Genomic DNA, 15,979 nt, shown 5'->3' on the forward strand with positions numbered 1-15,979 from the left:
GTGTGCCCGGTCAATCAATGAAACAATGGGTGGAGTGAAGTCATGGACGGAGATCAGGGTCAGGGCGGCGGTAAATGCCCGTTCGGCCACGGGAGCGTCGAGCCCCGCACGAACCGCGACTGGTGGCCGCGCCACCTGCGGCTGGACATCCTGCGCCAGCATTCCTCCAAGTCCGATCCGCTGGGCGAGACGTTCAGCTATCGCGAGGAGTTCAAGAAGCTCGACTACGAGGCGCTGAAGAACGACCTGCGCCTGCTGATGACGGATTCGCAGGACTGGTGGCCGGCCGATTTCGGCCATTACGGCCCGCAATTCGTGCGCATGTCCTGGCATGCCGCGGGCACCTACCGCCTGAGTGACGGGCGCGGCGGCGGCGGCCGTGGCCAGCAACGCTTTGCCCCGCTCAACAGCTGGCCGGACAACGTCAACATCGACAAGTCGCGCCGCCTGCTGTGGCCGATCAAGCAGAAATACGGCCAGAAGATCTCCTGGGCCGATCTGATGATCCTCACCGGCAACGTGGCGCTGGAGACGATGGGCTTCCGCACCTTCGGCTTCGCCGGCGGGCGCGAGGACGTCTGGGAGCCCGACCAGGACGTGAACTGGGGCAGCGAGACCGAGTGGCTGACGCACCGTCCGCTGGAGACGCTCGACAAGTCGCTCGGCGCCACCGAGATGGGCCTGATCTACGTGAATCCCGAAGGTCCTGGCGCCAATGGCGATCCGGTTTCCGCCGCCCGGTTCATCCGCGAGACGTTCAAGCGGATGGCGATGAACGACGAGGAGACGGTCGCGCTGATCGGCGGAGGCCACACCTTTGGCAAGACCCACGGTGCCGGTCCCGAATCGCACAAGGGGCCGGAGCCCGCGGGCGCCGATCTGGAGGTGCAGGGCCTGGGTTGGTCCAGCAGCTTCGGCACCGGCATCGGCGCCGATTCCATCGGCAGCGGCCTGGACGTCACCTGGACGCAGACGCCGGCCCAGTGGAGCAACTTCTTCTTCGAGAACCTCTTCAAATACGAATGGGTGCAGACGCGCAGCCCCGCCGGCGCCATCCAGTGGGAGGCGAAGGACGCCGAGGCGGTCATCCCCGACGCCTTCGATCCGTCGAAGAAGCGCAAGCCGACGATGCTGACGACCGATCTCTCGCTGCGCCTCGACCCGGCCTATGAGAAGATCTCGCGCCGCTTCCTGGAGAACCCCCAGGCCTTCGCCGAGGCCTTCGCCCGCGCCTGGTTCAAGCTGACCCATCGCGACCTGGGCCCCCGCGCGCGCTACCTCGGCCCGGAAGTGCCCAAGGAAGTGCTGGTCTGGCAGGACCCGGTGCCCGCCGTGGATCATCCGCTGATCGACAGCGCGGACGAGGCCGAGCTCAAGGCCAAGGTGCTGGCCTCGGGCCTGACCGTGTCCGAGCTGGTCGGCACCGCCTGGGCCTCGGCCTCCACCTTCCGGGGTGGCGACAAGCGCGGCGGCGCCAATGGCGCGCGCATTCGCCTCGCGCCGCAGAAGGACTGGGAGGCCAACCAGCCCGGGCAGCTGGCCCGCGTGCTCAAGGTGCTGGAGGGCATCCAGGCCGAGTTCAACCTGCATTCGGGCAGCAAGAAGGTCTCGCTGGCCGACCTGATCGTGCTGGCCGGCAATGCCGGCGTCGAGCAGGCGGCCAGGGTCGCCGGCCATGCGGTGACGGTACCTTTCGCGCCGGGCCGCACGGATGCCTCGCAGGCCCAGACGGATGCCGCTTCCTTCGCCGGGCTCGAGCCGGTGGCGGACGGCTTCCGCAACTTCCAGAAGGCGGATGTTCCGGCCGCCGGCGAACTGGGGCTGATCGACAAGGCGCAGCTGCTGACCCTGACGCCGCCGGAGATGACGGTGCTGATCGGCGGCCTGCGCGCGATCGACATCAACACCGGCGGATCCAAGCACGGCGTCTTCACCGACCGGCCGGGCGCGCTTACCAACGACTTCTTCGTCAATCTGATGGACATGGGCACGCAGTGGAAAGCGGCCTCGGAAGCCAAGGACGTCTATGAGGGGCACGACCGCAAGACGGGCGCGCTCCGCTGGACGGCGACGCGCGTCGACCTGGTCTTCGGCTCGAATTCCGAGCTGCGCGCCCTGGCCGAGGTCTATGCCGCGGCCGATGCGAAGGAGAAGTTCGTGAAGGACTTCGTGGCGGCCTGGACCAAGGTCATGAACGCCGACCGCTTCGACCTGGCGTAAGGACGAAGGCCCGCGCCCCTCGTCGAGGGGCGCGGGAGACTTGCTACTCGGCCGGGGCCGGGACCGCGGAGGCGTTCCACAGTTCCGGCTTCAGCTCTTCCGGCCGGTTCGGGAACCAGAAGGCGCAGACCAGCGTCACCATCCCGAAGCCCGACAGCACCACCATCGCCAGCGCCAGATTGCCCGTCGCCTCGTGGAGGAAACCCACGATGGGCGAGGCGAGCGCGGCCCCCATGAAGCCCACCGTGAAGCGGATCGAGTAGATCTTCGCCCGCATCTCGGGCGCGATGTAGCGCGCCGTCATGGTCTCGTTCACCGTCACCTGGCCGAAGATCGCCGAGGCCACGAGCGCGGCGACCGGCAGCACCACCCAGCCGTCCAGGAAGGACAGCGCCAGCAGCCCCGGCACCAGCACGATGGAGAGCGGCATGAAGACGGATTTCAGTGTCTTGCGGTCGATCATCCGGCCCACGGTGTATTGCGTCACGCCGCCGCAGATCGTCGCCAGGAAGGCGAGCAGGCCCACGATCGGCAGCAGGTCCGGGCTGCCAGCCAGGCGCTCCTGCATGAGCTTGGGCAGCAGCAGGGTGAAGGCGTTGAAGACCAGGCCCGAGACCGCGCCGATGGTCAGCAGCGAGGTGATCGCGTGACGCACCACCTGCTTCGGAATGGCGGGGAAGGGGCGCGTCTGCACGCCGGCCTTCTTCGCGTCGAAGGCGGGCTCGCGCAGATAGACGAAGCCCACCGCGATGCAGGCGAGGCCGGGCAGCAGGAAGGCGTAGCGCCAGCCGAACTGCGCGGCGATGAAGGCGGTCATCACGGGCGCGAGCGCCACGCCCAGATTGCCGAAGACGCCGTTGATGCCCATCGCGCGGCCCACGCGGTCGCCGCCCGCCTCGGCGATGATCGCCGTGCCGATCGGATGATAGATCGCCATGAAGGCGCCCATCACGACCATCGCCATCGCGAGGCCGAAGGGGCTGGAGGTGAAGCCCGCCAGCGCCATGCCCGCGCCCGTGCCGAAGAAGAAGGCCGCGATCATCGCCTTGCGGCCGATCTTGGAGGCGATCCAGCCCATGGGCAGCGCGCCCAGGCCATAGACGACGAACATGGCCGTCCCCAAAGCGAGGACGGGACCATAGGCCGTGCCGAAGACCTCGGCGTCCTGCTGGACGATGGCGAGGACGGCGGTGGCGAGGATCAGCAGCCCGTAATGGGTGAAGAGATGCGCTGCGTTGATGAGGCAGATTTGCCGCGTGGCGGGTGACATGAAACGATTTCCTTTCGTTGCCCGAAAGAATAGCCTGTCCATCGATCAACGTCCGGACGAGTTATGTCGCGCATCGGCCACAACCCCCGTACCATCGCCCAGGAGAAGGTGGACCGTCCGCTCGCCGCCTTCGCGCGCGACTATGACGAGGGCGAGAACACCGGCTGGCACGACCATGGCCGCGCGCAACTCCTCTACGCGATCGAGGGCGTGATGCGCGTGGACACGCAGGGCGCGCATTTCGTGGTGCCGCCCGGCCGCGCGCTCTGGGTGCCCGCGGAGATGTCGCATGTCGTCCGCACGCAGGGCCGCGTGGCCATGCGGGCCCTGTTCTTCCGCGCGGATGCGGCGCAGGTGGGCGAGCTGATTCCGGCCGTGCTCTCCGTCTCCCCGCTGCTGCGCGAACTGATCCTCGCCGCCTGCGCCGAACCGCTGGAATGGGACGAGGCCGGGCGCGGGGGGCATCTCGCGGCGCTCATCGCCGAGGAGGTGGCGCGGGCGCGGCGCCTTCCCTTCGGCGTGCCGGCGCTGCGCGACGCGCGGCTGAAGCGCCTCGCCGAAGCCCTGGCGAGCCAGCCCGCCAGCGACCTTACCCTGGACGAATGGGCCGCGCGCTGCGGCGCCAGCACCCGCACTCTGGCGCGGCTCTTCCACGCCGAGACGGGAATGGGCTTCGCGCGCTGGCGGCAGACGCTGCGTCTCGCCGAGGCTTCGGCGCTGCTGGCCCAAGGCGCGACGCCGGCGCGGGCCGCGGCCAGCGTCGGCTATGCCAGCGCGCCGGCCTTCGGCGCGGCCTTCCGGGCGGCCTTCGGCATCACGCCCGGCGAGGCGCGCGAGCCATGATCCCCACGCCGCTCGATGCCGTCGTCTTCGATATGGATGGGCTGCTGCTCGACACCGAGGCGCTGTACCGCACCGCCATCTTCGCGGCCTGCGCGAGCCAGGGGCATGCGATGGTGGATCACGTCCATCTCAGCCTCATTGGCGCGCCGGAGGAGGTCGGGGATGCGAAGCTGATGGGCCATTTCGGCGCGGGCTTCGACCTCGGTCTCTATCACGCGACCAGCGCTGCGCATTTCGACGCGCTTTGCGGCCTGGGTGCTCCGCTGCGCCCGGGCGCGAGGGAGATCGTCGCCTTTCTGAAGAGCCAGGGCGTGCCCCTTGGCGTCGCCACCTCGACGGCGCGGGGCAGGGCCGAGGCGCGACTTGCCAAGGCCGGGCTCCTGGAAGCGCTGGACGTGCTGGTGACCCGCAGCGACGTCACTCAGGGAAAGCCCCATCCCGAGAGCTACCTGAAAGCCGCCGCGGCGCTGGGCGCGCGCCCCTCCCACTGCCTGGCGCTGGAGGACTCGCACAACGGCGTCCGCTCCGCCGCCGCGGCCGGCATGGCGACGATTATGATCCCCGACCTGCTGCCCGCGACGGAGGAGATCGCCGCGCTCTGCGCCGGCGTCCTCCCCAGCCTTCTCGACGTCCTGGAGGCGCTCCGGTCTCAGATCTGTTCGTAATTCAGCCCGCGCGCGAGCCAGCAGCCGAGCTCGACGCCGGTCGCACGGCCCGAGGCGTCGCGCCGGAAGGCCAGGGTCCAGTCGCCGGGCGGCGTGTGGTCCAGCGCGCGGGGGCAGGGCAGGGCCCAAAGATCCGCCGCGATCGGGTTCAGCAGCTCCATCCGCCCCTGGCCGAGGAAGCCCGAGAAGCCGCCATAAAGCGTGCCGCCGCTTTCGACGACGGTGAGCTCGGCCTCCAGCTCCGCGCAGCGGTAGCGCCCGCCGACATCCGCGCGGGCCTCGCCGGCGGCCGGTAGCAGCCGCGTGGAAAAATTCTCCTGCGGGCGGTCCATCCAGAGCCCGTCGCTCGCCATGCGTAGCTTCGTGCGGTCCCCGCCCGCCGTGCCGTCGGCGCACAGGTCCAGCCGTTCGGGGGAATGGCCGAAGCGCAGCAGGATCTGCCCCGGTGCGGCATGCTCGATGCGCGCGGAAAGCCCGGTTTCCGCCTCGGCATAGGCGCCGAGCCATGAGGGCGGCGGCAAGGTCGTGTCGGCAATGGGGCGCGCCTCGCCCAGCGCGGCCGCGAGCAGGTCCAGCGCCGCGCCATGGGCGTCGCCGAAATGGTTGAACATCACCACGACCGAGACGCGCTCGGCGGGGAGATACATACGGTGCGAGCGCCAGCCGCGCAGCGCGCCGCCATGGCCCGTATGGGCGCGGCCGAAATCGCGGCCGCGCGCCAGGCCGAAGCCATAGGGCGCCTCCGCGCCGTTGGTGAAATGCACCGGCGCGGCGATGCGGCCATAAAGCGAGGCGGCATCGTCGCGCGTCGCGTCGATGTGCCGTTCCCAGGCGATCATGTCGTCCAGCGAGGCGCCGAGCCCCGCATCGCCCGTCCAGAGGATGCGGTTCTCCGCCGCGCGGAATCCGCTGGCCTGGTTGCCCTCATAGCCCTCGGTGCCGTCGGGCATGGCGCGGGTGTCGGCGGCGAGAAGGGCGGTCTCCATGCCCGCGCGGGAGAAGACGCGCTCGCGCAGAAGGTCGGCGAAGCTCCGGCCGGTCCGCTCCTGCAGCAGGTCGGACAGCAGGCGAAAGTTCTGGTTCACATAGGAGTAGCGCGTGCCCGGCGCGAAATGCAGCGAGCGCGTGCCGCGGATGATGCGGTCGGCCTCCGCATCGCCGAAGGGCGCCTCGACGGGCGAGCCGTGCAGCATCGCGGCCGCCCAGTAGTCGCGCAGGCCGGACTGGTTGTGCGCGAGATGCGGGATGGAAGGCGCGGCCTGCGCCAGCAGCGGAAGCTTCGCGCGCAGCTCCGCGTCGAGCACGGTCGGATCGGGGAAGAGGTCCAGCAGCGCCGCGCAGGTGAACTGCTTGGTGATGGAGCACATGCGGAACAGCGTGCGCGGCGTGAAGGGGATCCGCCGCTCGGCATTGGCCCAGCCCCAGCTGTGGCGGGCGAGGACCTCGCCGTCCCGCAGCACGGCGACGGCGCCGCCGGGGCCGGGATAGGCGCGGGGAAGATGGAGCAGGGCGGCGTCGAGGCGATCGGTCATGCGCGCCAGCATCCCATGCCGCCCGCCCACGGAACAAGAGCGTGCTTCGCGATCGTCAGTCATTATACTAACATTCGCGCCGATCGGCGCGGGCCTCGTCCTTCCGCAGCCCAACACGCATAAGAACCGGGAAAACCTCCATGCTTTCACGCCGATCGGCTTTGGCCGCCCTGCCGGCCAGCCTCCTCTCCCGCGCGGCCCTCGCGCAATCCGCCTGGCCCAGTCGCGCCATCAACATCATCGTGCCCTTCGGGCCGGGCGGCGGGACCGATATCCTGGCCCGGCTGCTGGCTCAGCACCTCGCGCCGGCGCTGGGCCAGTCGGTCGTGGTGGACAACCGCGCGGGCGCGACGGGCACCGTCGGCATGGCCGCGCTCGCCCGGTCGCGGCCGGATGGCTATACCCTCGCCGTCGCGCCCAACGGCACCTTCGCCATGGCGCCGCCGCTGCTCAGCCTGCCCTACGACAACGACCGCGCCTTCGCGCCGATCGGCCTGCTCGCGACCAATGCCATGTTCGTCTGCGTCCACCCGCAGGCGCCCTGGCGCAGCCTCGCCGAGCTCCTCGATGCGGCGAGGGCGCAGCCTGGACAGCTCACCTATGCCTCCTCCGGCGCGGGGGCCACGAACCACCTGGGCGTCGAGCTGATGCTGGACATGTCCGGCACCCAGATGACCCATGTGTCCTATCGGTCCGCGGCCCAGGCCGCGCAGGCGGTGATGACGCGCGAAGCCGCGATCTCGTTGGCGGATGCCGCGGTGGCGCTGCCCTATCTGCGCTCGGGCGAACTGCGCGCTCTGGCCGTTACCAGCGTTGAGCGGAGTTCGAAGATGCCGGATGTGCCGACCGTCGCCGAGGGCGGGCTGGCCGGCTATCGCGCCACCGTCGATCTCGGCCTCTTCGCGCCCGCTGGCACGCCGCAGCCCATCCTGGACCGGCTGGCCGACGAAGCGCGCAGGGCCATGCTCTCGGATGAGATGAAGTCGCGTCTCGATAGCCTCGCCATGGACGCCATCGGCGGGCGCCCCGCCGAATTCGCCGCCTATCAGGCCGGGGAGAGCCGGAAATGGGCGGAGCTCATCCGCCGGCGCAACATCCGGCTGGAATGAGGCTCAGACGGGCTCCAGCAGGCCCAGTCGCCAGAGCTTGCGCACGAAGTCGCGATCCTCGGGCTCGGCGCCCGCGCTGAGCGCGGTGAGGGTGCCGGCCTGATCGGGCGTGAGCTCGATCGTCCCGCCGGTCCAGAACAGCGTCGCCGCGCCGTCGTCGGTCTGGGCGAGATGGGTGTGCATGCCGTCGGCCAGGCGCAGCGCGCCCTCCGGCAGGGGGGCGAAGAGCCCGCGCGCGGGAAGCGGCTGGCGGTCGCGCGAGAGCTGCTCCAGCAGCAGGTTGGTGAGGCGGCCGGCGTGCTCGGGCTTCGCCATGGCGCCGAGGCGCTGGGCGAGGGCCTCGAAGAGATCGGCCTCGCCGATGCGCCAGGTGGGCACGCTCTCGCGCAGCGTGGAGTCGCTCAGCTCGAGCTCGTCGACGAGGCTGCGGATGGCCTGGGCCCAGCTCGGATCGAGCAGGCCGAGCGTGACGTGGAGCGAGCGCTCGCCGGGCAAGGTGGCCGCGTCGTGCATCACGCCGCGCGGGATATAGAGCAGGTCGCCGGGCGCGAGGATCATCTCATGCGGCTCGCCGACGGGCGGCATATTGCCGGGCCAGGGCGTGCGCCGGGTCGGGCGCTCCAGGGGCTCGCCGTCCCAGACGCGCCAGCGCTTGCGGCCCTCGATCTGCAGCACGAAGACGTCATGCGTGTCGAAATGCGTGCGGAAGCCCTGCGCGCCGGGGGGCGTGAGGTAGATATTGGCCTGCACGCCATGCAGGAAGAGGCGCTCCAGCCCACGGCAGAAATCGGCGAGCGGCGGATGGGTCTCGTGGAATTGCGAGACGACGAGCGAGGCGCCGGCATCGAAGCGCGCGAGCAGGTTGAGCAGGTCCACGCGCCCGTCCGGCAAGGTGAATTCGTGCTCGGGGACGCCGGCGCTGCCCTCGCGCGAGTCATCGGCCATCGCGATGCGCGGGCTGCGCGCGCCGTCGGTGCGAAGATGCGCGTCGAGGACCGCCACGCTGAGGAGATGGTCGAAGCGCGTCGCGTCGGGGGCGGGGAAGAAGCGCCAGTCGCGCGCCTCGCGCAGCGCGAGCAGGTCATCCACCGACATGCCTGGAAAAACCAGGGCGAAGGCGGCTTCGGTGAGTCCTTGATCCATGTGGCCCTGGTCCATCAGGCGGTTCCGGCGAGTTGTTCGCGGTCAGCTTAGCGCAAGTGTCGCCCCCACCCGATGGGCGACGCCCGCCGGAAGTGGATCTGGGTCGGGGGGGCGCGGGAGGAGGGCTAGTAACGCCCGCGCCCGGCCGCGTCATAGGGATCCGCATCCGAGCGACCGGTGCGGTAGCCACGACTGCCGCCGCGTCCATTGCCGGCCCCGTCATTGGGATCGGCGTCGGTGATGCCGGTGCCACGACGATAGCCGCCGCCACGCCCATTGCCCGCCCCGTCATTGGGATCCGAATCGGTGAGGCCGGTGCCACGACGATAGCCGCCGCCACGGCCGTTGCCGGCCCCGTCATTGGGATCCGAATCGGTGAGGCCGGTGCCGCGACGATAGCCACCGCCGCGTCCATTGCCCGCGCCGTCATTGGGATCCGCGTCAGTGATGCCGGTGCCGCGCGGCGCATAGACGGGCTGCGGCGCGTACATCGGCGGTGGCACGCAGGCCGTGACCGCCACTCCCGTCCCGCTCAGCGCGACAGTGCGAAGGACCAGCAGGCGGCGGGAAAGGCGGTCTCCCATAAATTTCTTCCTTAGTTGGTGTGCGCCATCCAGGCGTCCGATCGTGGCAAATCGGCGGCGCGGATACAACTCGTGTCGGGGAGGTCGAGAAAGCGGAGGTCAGTAGCGGCCCCGCCCGGGTCCGTCATAGGGATCGCGGTCCGTGCGGCCGGTGTAGCCGCCGCCGCGATAGCCGCCGCGCCCGTTGCCGGCCCCGTCATTGGGGTCGTTGTCGGTGATCCCGGTGCCGCGCCGAGGGGGAGGCGCGCGATAGCCGCCGCGCCCATTGCCCGCGCCGTCATTGGGGTCGTTGTCGGTGAGGCCGGTCCGGCCGCGATAGCCGCCGCCGCGCCCGTTGCCCGCGCCGTCATTGGGGTCGTTGTCGGTGAGGCCGGTCCGGCCGCGATAGCCGCCGCCGCGCCCGCGGCCCGCGCCGTCATTGGGATCATTGTCGGTGATGCCGGTGCGGGGTTGGGCCTCCGCCGGGGCCGAAGCCGTCGCGGCGGCGACAAGACCGGCGCCGCCCATGATACGGGCCACCAGGAGACGGCGTGTGAGCCGCGGATCCTTCTTTTCACCGTCGGACATCTCTTGCGCCCTGCCTTCCCTCGAAGGTGAAGATTGGTCCGAGACATTGCCGTCTCGCAAGGTCTTTCCACCATGCAATTTAGTGAGCTATCGCAATTGTAATCAATACTTTGGCCCTTCAGGATTTCCGTTCTCGTGGCGGAAAGATGCTGAAATCTCCGGTCGTGCGGCGGTTTCGGCGAAGGGGGTGGTCCGGATGCCGCTGCATCCCCCGTTGCGCGGAACCCTCTCCCGGACCAATCCTGCGGCTCACCCCGACCCCGGCGGGAAGACCAGGGACACCAGGAGAGGGCCGAGCCCGCATGAACACCGTGAATCGCCGATCCATCCTGGCCGCCGCGGCCCTCGCGCCGCTGGCCGTTCGCGAGGCCGCCGCCCAGGCGCGCTTCGCCAATCTGAACATGTTCATCCCCGCCGGTCCCGGCGGCGGCTGGGACGGCCTCGGCCGCGCGATCGAGCAGGTGTCGCGCCAGGCGGGCCTCATCGGCAATTTCCAGTTCGAGAATGTCGGCGGCGCGGGCGGGATCGTGGGCCTGCCGCGCTTCGTGGCGCAGCGGCGCGGGCGCGGCGACGCGCTGATGGTCTCGGGCTCCATCATGGTCGGCGCGGTGCTGACCAACCGTTCGCCGGTCGGTCTCTCCAGCGTCACGCCCATCGCGCGGATGACGCAGGAGGTCGGCGTGGTGGTTGTGCCGGCGCAGTCCGACATCCGCGACATCGCGGGGCTGCTGGCCGCCTTCCGCAGCAATCCCGGCGGCACCTCGGTGGCCGGCGGCAGCGCGGGAGGCACGGACCACATCACCCTGGGGCTGATCCTGCGCGCCCTGGGGCGCAATGCGCGCGAGGCGAGCTATGTGGCCTTCGCCGGCGGCGGGCCGGCCCAGGCGGCGATCCTCGGCGCGCAGGTGAAGGCGGGCATCTCCGGCTACTCGGAATTCGCCGAGCAGATCCGGGCCGGGCGGATGCGGGCCCTGGCCACCACGGGCGAGACGCGCAGCGATCCGGCCATCCCCACGCTCAAGGAATCGGGCATCGACGTCGTCACCGCCAATTGGCGTGGCGTTTTCGGTGCGCCCGGCATCAATGCGAGCCAGAAGGCGGCGCTGACGGGCTTCATCACCGCGCTGGTGGAAGTGCCGGCCTGGAAGGAGCTGATGGAGACGCGCGGCTGGGACAATGCCTTCCTCGCGGGCGCCGAGTTCGAGCGCTTCCTGGCCGCCGACATCACCTCCACCGAGACGGTGCTGAAGGAGCTCGGCCTCGCCGCCTGACCCCTAAGCCTGGGCGAGCCAGACGGTGCGCCCGCCGCAATCCGCGTCCTCGGCGCGGTGGGCGCGCTCGGCGAAGCCGTTCGCGCTCAGGAGCTCGCGATATTCGGCGGGGTCCAGGCTGGCGTGGAAGAGCGGCTCGCCCTCGAACTCCCCCATCGCCACGCCGTGAGCGGGGCCGCTGGTGAAGAGCAGGGCCGCGCCCGGCGCCGCATGGTCGCGAAAGACGGGGAACATGCGGCGCTGATCCGCAGGGTCGAGGTGGAAGAAGCTGTCCCAGGCCAGGATGCCGTCGAAGCGCCGGCCGAGGGTGAGGGCGCGCATATCCGCGACCCGCCATTCCTGCTCCGGCAGGCGTGCCCGGCAGAGTTCGATCATCGGGGACGAGGAATCCACGCCCGTGACGCGAAAGCCGGCCTGCGCCAGGTGCCGCGCGATGGGATCGCCCATGCCGCAGCCCAGATCGAGGACCGTCCCGCCCGGCGGCATCAGGGCGGTGAAACGGTCCAGCCAGCCCCGCTCGAAAAGGGTCCTGGCGCGCTGCCGGTCGAAGGCGCCGGCATGGCGCTCGTAAATGCCAATGATGCTTGCGGCGCGCGGATCCATGCCGGCAACCTGCATCGATCGGCGCCGCCTGTCACCGCATGACAGCAATGCCATGCGCCGGACAGGTGACTCTGACCGCCAAGCTGCCAAGAAACGGAAACTGAGGAAACGCGAGGCTCCATGACATCCCGTATTCCGTTGCCCGACCTCCTGGCTGGCCTGGCCGTGCTGGGCTTTGGCCTGATCGGCTTCTGGCAGGCCTGGGCCATTCCGGTCTCGCCGCTCTATGCCCAGGTGGGCCCCACCGTCATTCCCTATGTGGTCGCGGCCGGGCTGACGGCGCTCGGCGCGAGCCTCGTGGGCACGGCGCTGCGCGGCGGCTGGTCGCACCGGATCGAGGAGCTGGCCGGCACCGCGCCGCCCAACTGGCGGGCGCTGGGCTTTCTCTTCGCCGGGCTGGTCGCCAATCTGATCCTGATCGGGCCGGCGGGCTTCTCCATCGCGGCCTCGGTGCAGTTCGTGCTGGTGGCCGCGGCCTTCGGCAGCCCCTCCATGGCGCGCGACCTGCTGATCGCCCTGCCGCTGACGCTGCTGGTGTGGTTCCTCTTCGTCCAGGGCCTGGGCGTGAATATCGGCGCGGGGCTGCTGGAAGGCATCATCCTGCGCATGCTCGGTCAGGAGCCGGTCTGATGGACGCGATCAACGGGCTTCAGCTGGGCTTCTCGCATGCGCTCAGCCTCAGCAATCTCGGCTTCGCGCTGCTGGGCTGCTTCCTCGGCACGGCGGTGGGCGTGCTGCCGGGCATCGGGCCGGCGCTGACCATCGCGCTGCTGCTGCCCATCACCTACCAGGTGAGCGCGACGGGGGCCTTCATCCTCTTCTGCGGCGTCTTCTACGGCGCTATGTATGGCGGCAGCACGACCTCGATCCTGCTGAACACGCCGGGTGAATCGGGCTCGATCATCACCGCGCTCGAGGGGGCGAAGATGGCCCGCAGCGGACGCGCGGGCCCCGCCTTGGCGACCGCGGCCATCGGCAGCTTCGTGGCCGGCGTGGTGGGCACGCTGGGCATCGCCTTCCTCGGCCCGCTCATCGTGGACTATGCGCTGCTGCTGGGACCGGCCGAGTATTTCTCGCTCATGCTGCTGTGCTTCGTCACCGTTTCGGCGGTGCTCGGCGGCTCGCCCGTGCGCGGGCTGACCAGCCTGTTCTTCGGCCTCTCGCTGGGCCTCGTCGGCATCGACCTGCAGACCGGCCAGCCGCGCATGACCTTCGGCGTGCCGGAGCTCTTCGACGGGGTGAACGTGGTGCTGGTGGCGGTCGCGCTCTTCGCCGTCGCCGAGGCGCTCTACATGGCCTGGCACCATGTGGAGGGGAAGATCCAGGTGATGCCGGTGGGCAGCCTGTGGCTTTCGAAATCCGACCTCAAGCGCAGCTTCTGGCCCTGGATTCGCGGCGCCGGGCTGGGCTTCCCTTTCGGCGTGATGCCGGCCGGCGGCACCGAGATGCCGACCATCCTCAGCTATTACGCCGAGCGGAGGCTGGTCGCGCCCGAGCATGCGCATGAATTCGGCACGACGGGCGCCATCGAGGGCGTGGCCGGCCCGGAAGCCGCGAACAACGCGGCGGCGGCGGGCGTTCTGGTGCCCATGCTGACGCTGGGCCTGCCCACCAGCGCCACGGCGGCGATCATGCTCTCCGCCTTCCAGAGCTACGGCATCCAGCCGGGGCCGCTGCTGTTCCAGACCCAGGCCGATCTGGTCTGGACGCTGATTGCGAGCCTCTTCATCGCCAATGTCATGCTGGTGGTGCTGAACCTGCCGCTGGTGGGGCTGTGGGTGAAGATCCTGAAGATCCCCACGCCGCAGCTCTATGCCGGCATCCTGGTCTTCGCGACGATCGGCACCTACGGCATCTCGAACTCCATCGTCGACCTGCTGCTGCTCTATGGCATCGGCATCATCGGCATGTTCATGCGCCGCTTCGACTTCCCCGTCGCGCCGGTGATGATCGGGATGATCCTGGGGCCGATGGCCGAGCAGAACCTGCGCCAGGCCATGACCATCAGCGAGGGCGACTGGACCACCTTCCTGACCCGCCCGGGCAGCCTGACCTTGCTGATCCTGGCGGCGCTGGCGCTGTTCGGACCTCGGATTTACGGGATGATCGCTAGGAAGAGGCTGTCAGCTTAAACCTTGCGGTGCCTGCAGAGCCTCGCTAGCCTTCAAGGCATGCGGGATTCCGGCCTTACCAGGGCGATCGAACGGGCAGGGGGCGTCAATGCCCTGGCCCGCGCGCTGGGCATCGCCAGCGCTTCCGTGGCGCAGTGGCGCAGCGTGCCGCCAGCGCGCGTGGGCGAGGTGGCGCGGGTGACCGGGGTCTCGCCCGTCGAGCTCCGGCCCGACCTCCATGCGGGCTTCGCCGAAACTCAGGCTCCCTTCGCGGAAGCGGAAGCCCTCGGCCTCGATGCTGCAGCGATCGCGGCCAAGGCCGTGAGCGAAGCGGTCCGCGCCGAAAAGGCCCGCCGTTGGCTGGAAGAAAATCGCGAGGCGATCGCGGCACATGGCAAATGGGTCGAGGAAAACGGCCTTCCCCTTGCCGAATACCGCATGTTCTGACGATGGCGCGCTTCGACCTCTATCGGCCGAAGCGCGGCACAGGGTATCTGCTCGACGTCCAGTCCGACTGGCTTGAAGCATTGCCCTCGAGGATCGTCGTGCCCCTGCTTCCGCCAACCTCCGCTTTGCCCGTCATCCGGGACCTCACGCCGCTGTTCCAGGTGGCAGGGGAGGAGGTCGCGATGATGACGCATTACCTGACGGCCGTGCCCAGGCGCGAGCTTGGCCACGCCATCGGCTCCCTCGCCGAGCATCGCGACGACATCACCCGCGCCCTCGACACTTTGATGACTGGCTTCTGATCATGCCCGAAGCGCCTTTGCTCAAGCCCAACGAGGCCGGCGCGGTTCCCGAGCGCAAGCGCCGGCGATGGGTCTCGCCGCTGCTGCGGCGCATCCTGCTGGTGAATGCGCTGCCGCCGGCGCTGCTGGCCGCGGCGCTGCTCTATCTCGACCAGTACCAGAACGGCCTGCTCGCCGCCGAGGTCGAGGCCATGCGCAACCAGGCGCGCATCTATGCCGGCGCCATCGCCGAGGCCGCCGTGCGTATCCAGGACGACCGCGCCGTGCTGGTGCCCGAGCAGGTGCGCCCGCTGCTGCGCCGCCTGGTCGAGCCCTCGCCCAATACCCAGGCCAAGCTGTTCGACACGGCCGGCCTGGTCGTCGCCGACAGCCGCGTGCGCGAGGCGGTGGGCGGTGCCGTGGTCACCGAGCCGCTGCCCGCGCCCATCTCGCGCGGCGCGCTCTCCGACGGCGTGTCGGGCCTCTATGAGCGCGTGCTGAGCCTGCTGCCGACGCAGTCGCAGAACCCGGTCGTGCTCGACACCACCCCCGATGCGCAGAGCTTCGACTGGCAGCCCGATCTCGGCCCCGAGCGCCAGGCGGAACTGCGCCTCGCCCTCGAAGGCGGCGTCACCCCCTATATCCGCCGCACGCCCGATGGCCGCCTGCTCGTCTCCGTCGCCGAGCCCGCGCGGCGCGGCGCCCAGGCCGTGGGCATCGTGCTGCTGACGCGCGAGGCGCGCGAGGTGGATGAGCGCCTCTTCGAGATCCGCGCCAGCGTGCTCGGCCTCTTCGTGCTGGCGCTGATCCTGACCGTCGCCGTCTCGCTCTATCTCGCCCGCACCATCGCCACGCCGATCCTGCAGCTGGCCGGCGCGGCGGCCGAGATGCGGCAGGGCAGGGGGCGCACCGGCAGCGTGCCGAGCGCCCTGCTGGAGCGCAGCGACGAGATCGGCGTGCTGGCGCGCGACCTGCAGGCCGCCGCCCGCGCGCTCTGGGCGCGCATCGACGCCAATGAGCGCTTCGCCGCCGATGTGGCGCATGAGCTGAAGAACCCGCTCACCAGCGTGCGCAGCGCCATCGAGACGCTGCGCCGCGTCGAGGACAAGGCGCAGCAGCACCGCCTGCTCTCCATCATCGCCAATGACGCGGTGCGGATGGACCGGCTGATCGGCGACATCTCCGACAGCTCGCGCGTGGATGCCGAGCTCTCGCGCAACATCGCCGAGCCGGTGGATATCGGCCCGATCCTCGCCGTGCTCGTGGAACTGCACAACACGACCCGCAAGCCGCTGGACCCCGAGATGGTCCTGGAGGCGCCGGAGAAGCTGGT

At 70.0% G+C, this 15,979-nt stretch carries 16 protein-coding genes; 10 read left to right on the forward strand and 6 right to left on the reverse strand.

The window, feature by feature from the left end; translation table 11 throughout:
* The first annotated feature begins 42 nt into the window (after positions 1–42).
* Positions 43–2,220 (forward strand): catalase/peroxidase HPI, encoded by a 2,178-nt coding sequence (gene katG, locus ACO057_RS23735; RefSeq protein WP_421996191.1) that lies wholly within the window; start codon positions 43–45, stop codon positions 2,218–2,220.
* 43 nt (positions 2,221–2,263) lie between these two features.
* Here katG and ACO057_RS23740 read toward each other — a convergent pair whose 3' ends face one another.
* Positions 2,264–3,490, reverse strand: coding sequence for an MFS transporter (locus ACO057_RS23740; protein WP_421996193.1), 1,227 nt, complete (start codon positions 3,488–3,490; stop codon positions 2,264–2,266).
* A 63-nt stretch (positions 3,491–3,553) separates the two neighbouring features.
* Here ACO057_RS23740 and ACO057_RS23745 point away from each other — a divergent pair, with 63 nt between their 5' ends.
* Complete coding sequence (locus ACO057_RS23745) at positions 3,554–4,333, forward strand: helix-turn-helix domain-containing protein (RefSeq protein ID WP_421996195.1); 780 nt, start codon at positions 3,554–3,556, stop codon at positions 4,331–4,333.
* Complete coding sequence (locus ACO057_RS23750; RefSeq protein WP_421996197.1) at positions 4,330–4,998, forward strand: HAD family hydrolase; 669 nt, start codon at positions 4,330–4,332, stop codon at positions 4,996–4,998. The genes ACO057_RS23745 and ACO057_RS23750 overlap by 4 nt, the downstream gene beginning before the upstream one ends.
* Here the strand turns inward: ACO057_RS23750 and ACO057_RS23755 are convergent.
* The gene (locus ACO057_RS23755; protein WP_421996199.1) at positions 4,983–6,530 is read right to left on the reverse strand and encodes a D-aminopeptidase; all 1,548 of its coding nucleotides are present in this window, start codon (positions 6,528–6,530) and stop codon (positions 4,983–4,985) included. The two genes, ACO057_RS23750 and ACO057_RS23755, sit on opposite strands and share 16 nt — an antisense overlap.
* 140 nt (positions 6,531–6,670) lie before the next feature.
* Between ACO057_RS23755 and ACO057_RS23760 the strand changes: the two genes are divergently transcribed.
* A complete protein-coding gene (locus ACO057_RS23760) occupies positions 6,671–7,639 on the forward strand; it encodes a Bug family tripartite tricarboxylate transporter substrate binding protein (RefSeq protein WP_421996201.1) in 969 nt (322 codons plus the stop codon).
* 3 nt (positions 7,640–7,642) lie between these two features.
* Here the strand turns inward: ACO057_RS23760 and ACO057_RS23765 are convergent, their stop codons facing one another.
* From ACO057_RS23765 to ACO057_RS23775, 3 genes are all read right to left on the reverse strand, one after another.
* On the reverse strand, positions 7,643–8,782 hold the full coding sequence (locus ACO057_RS23765; protein WP_421996203.1) for a cupin domain-containing protein: 1,140 nt from the start codon (positions 8,780–8,782) through the stop codon (positions 7,643–7,645).
* A gap of 125 nt (positions 8,783–8,907) precedes the next feature.
* Entirely contained in the window at positions 8,908–9,366 is a 459-nt protein-coding gene (locus tag ACO057_RS23770; protein ID WP_421996205.1) for a hypothetical protein, read from the reverse strand.
* A 99-nt stretch (positions 9,367–9,465) separates the two neighbouring features.
* Positions 9,466–9,933 (reverse strand): hypothetical protein, encoded by a 468-nt coding sequence (locus ACO057_RS23775; protein ID WP_421996207.1) that lies wholly within the window; start codon positions 9,931–9,933, stop codon positions 9,466–9,468.
* Positions 9,934–10,235: 302 nt separating this feature from the next.
* Between ACO057_RS23775 and ACO057_RS23780 the strand changes: the two genes are divergently transcribed.
* Positions 10,236–11,204 (forward strand): Bug family tripartite tricarboxylate transporter substrate binding protein, encoded by a 969-nt coding sequence (locus tag ACO057_RS23780; protein ID WP_421996209.1) that lies wholly within the window; start codon positions 10,236–10,238, stop codon positions 11,202–11,204.
* Between the two features lie 3 nt (positions 11,205–11,207).
* Here the strand turns inward: ACO057_RS23780 and ACO057_RS23785 are convergent, their stop codons facing one another.
* Positions 11,208–11,807: a class I SAM-dependent methyltransferase gene (locus ACO057_RS23785; protein ID WP_421996211.1), complete on the reverse strand. Its 600-nt coding sequence runs from the start codon at positions 11,805–11,807 to the stop codon at positions 11,208–11,210.
* Positions 11,808–11,927: 120 nt separating this feature from the next.
* On the opposite strand from ACO057_RS23785, the gene ACO057_RS23790 reads away from it, so the two are divergent.
* The 5 genes from ACO057_RS23790 to ACO057_RS23810 form a co-directional block, all read left to right on the forward strand.
* Positions 11,928–12,437, forward strand: a complete 510-nt coding sequence (locus tag ACO057_RS23790; RefSeq protein ID WP_421996213.1) for a tripartite tricarboxylate transporter TctB family protein — start codon at positions 11,928–11,930, stop codon at positions 12,435–12,437.
* Positions 12,437–13,939: a tripartite tricarboxylate transporter permease gene (locus ACO057_RS23795; RefSeq protein ID WP_421996215.1), complete on the forward strand. Its 1,503-nt coding sequence runs from the start codon at positions 12,437–12,439 to the stop codon at positions 13,937–13,939. Before ACO057_RS23790 ends, ACO057_RS23795 begins: the two co-directional genes overlap by 1 nt.
* Before the next feature lie 39 nt (positions 13,940–13,978).
* Positions 13,979–14,365, forward strand: a complete 387-nt coding sequence (locus ACO057_RS23800; RefSeq protein ID WP_421996217.1) for a Cro/CI family transcriptional regulator — start codon at positions 13,979–13,981, stop codon at positions 14,363–14,365.
* A 2-nt stretch (positions 14,366–14,367) separates the two neighbouring features.
* Positions 14,368–14,667 (forward strand): CcdB family protein, encoded by a 300-nt coding sequence (locus ACO057_RS23805; RefSeq protein WP_421996219.1) that lies wholly within the window; start codon positions 14,368–14,370, stop codon positions 14,665–14,667.
* Positions 14,668–14,669: 2 nt separating this feature from the next.
* Positions 14,670–15,979, forward strand: a 1,310-nt coding sequence (locus tag ACO057_RS23810; RefSeq protein WP_421996221.1) for a stimulus-sensing domain-containing protein, incomplete at its 3' end; no start/stop codon positions are given.

It is taken from the genome of Roseococcus sp. (assembly GCF_965227005.1).
GTDB lineage: Bacteria > Pseudomonadota > Alphaproteobacteria > Acetobacterales > Acetobacteraceae > Roseococcus.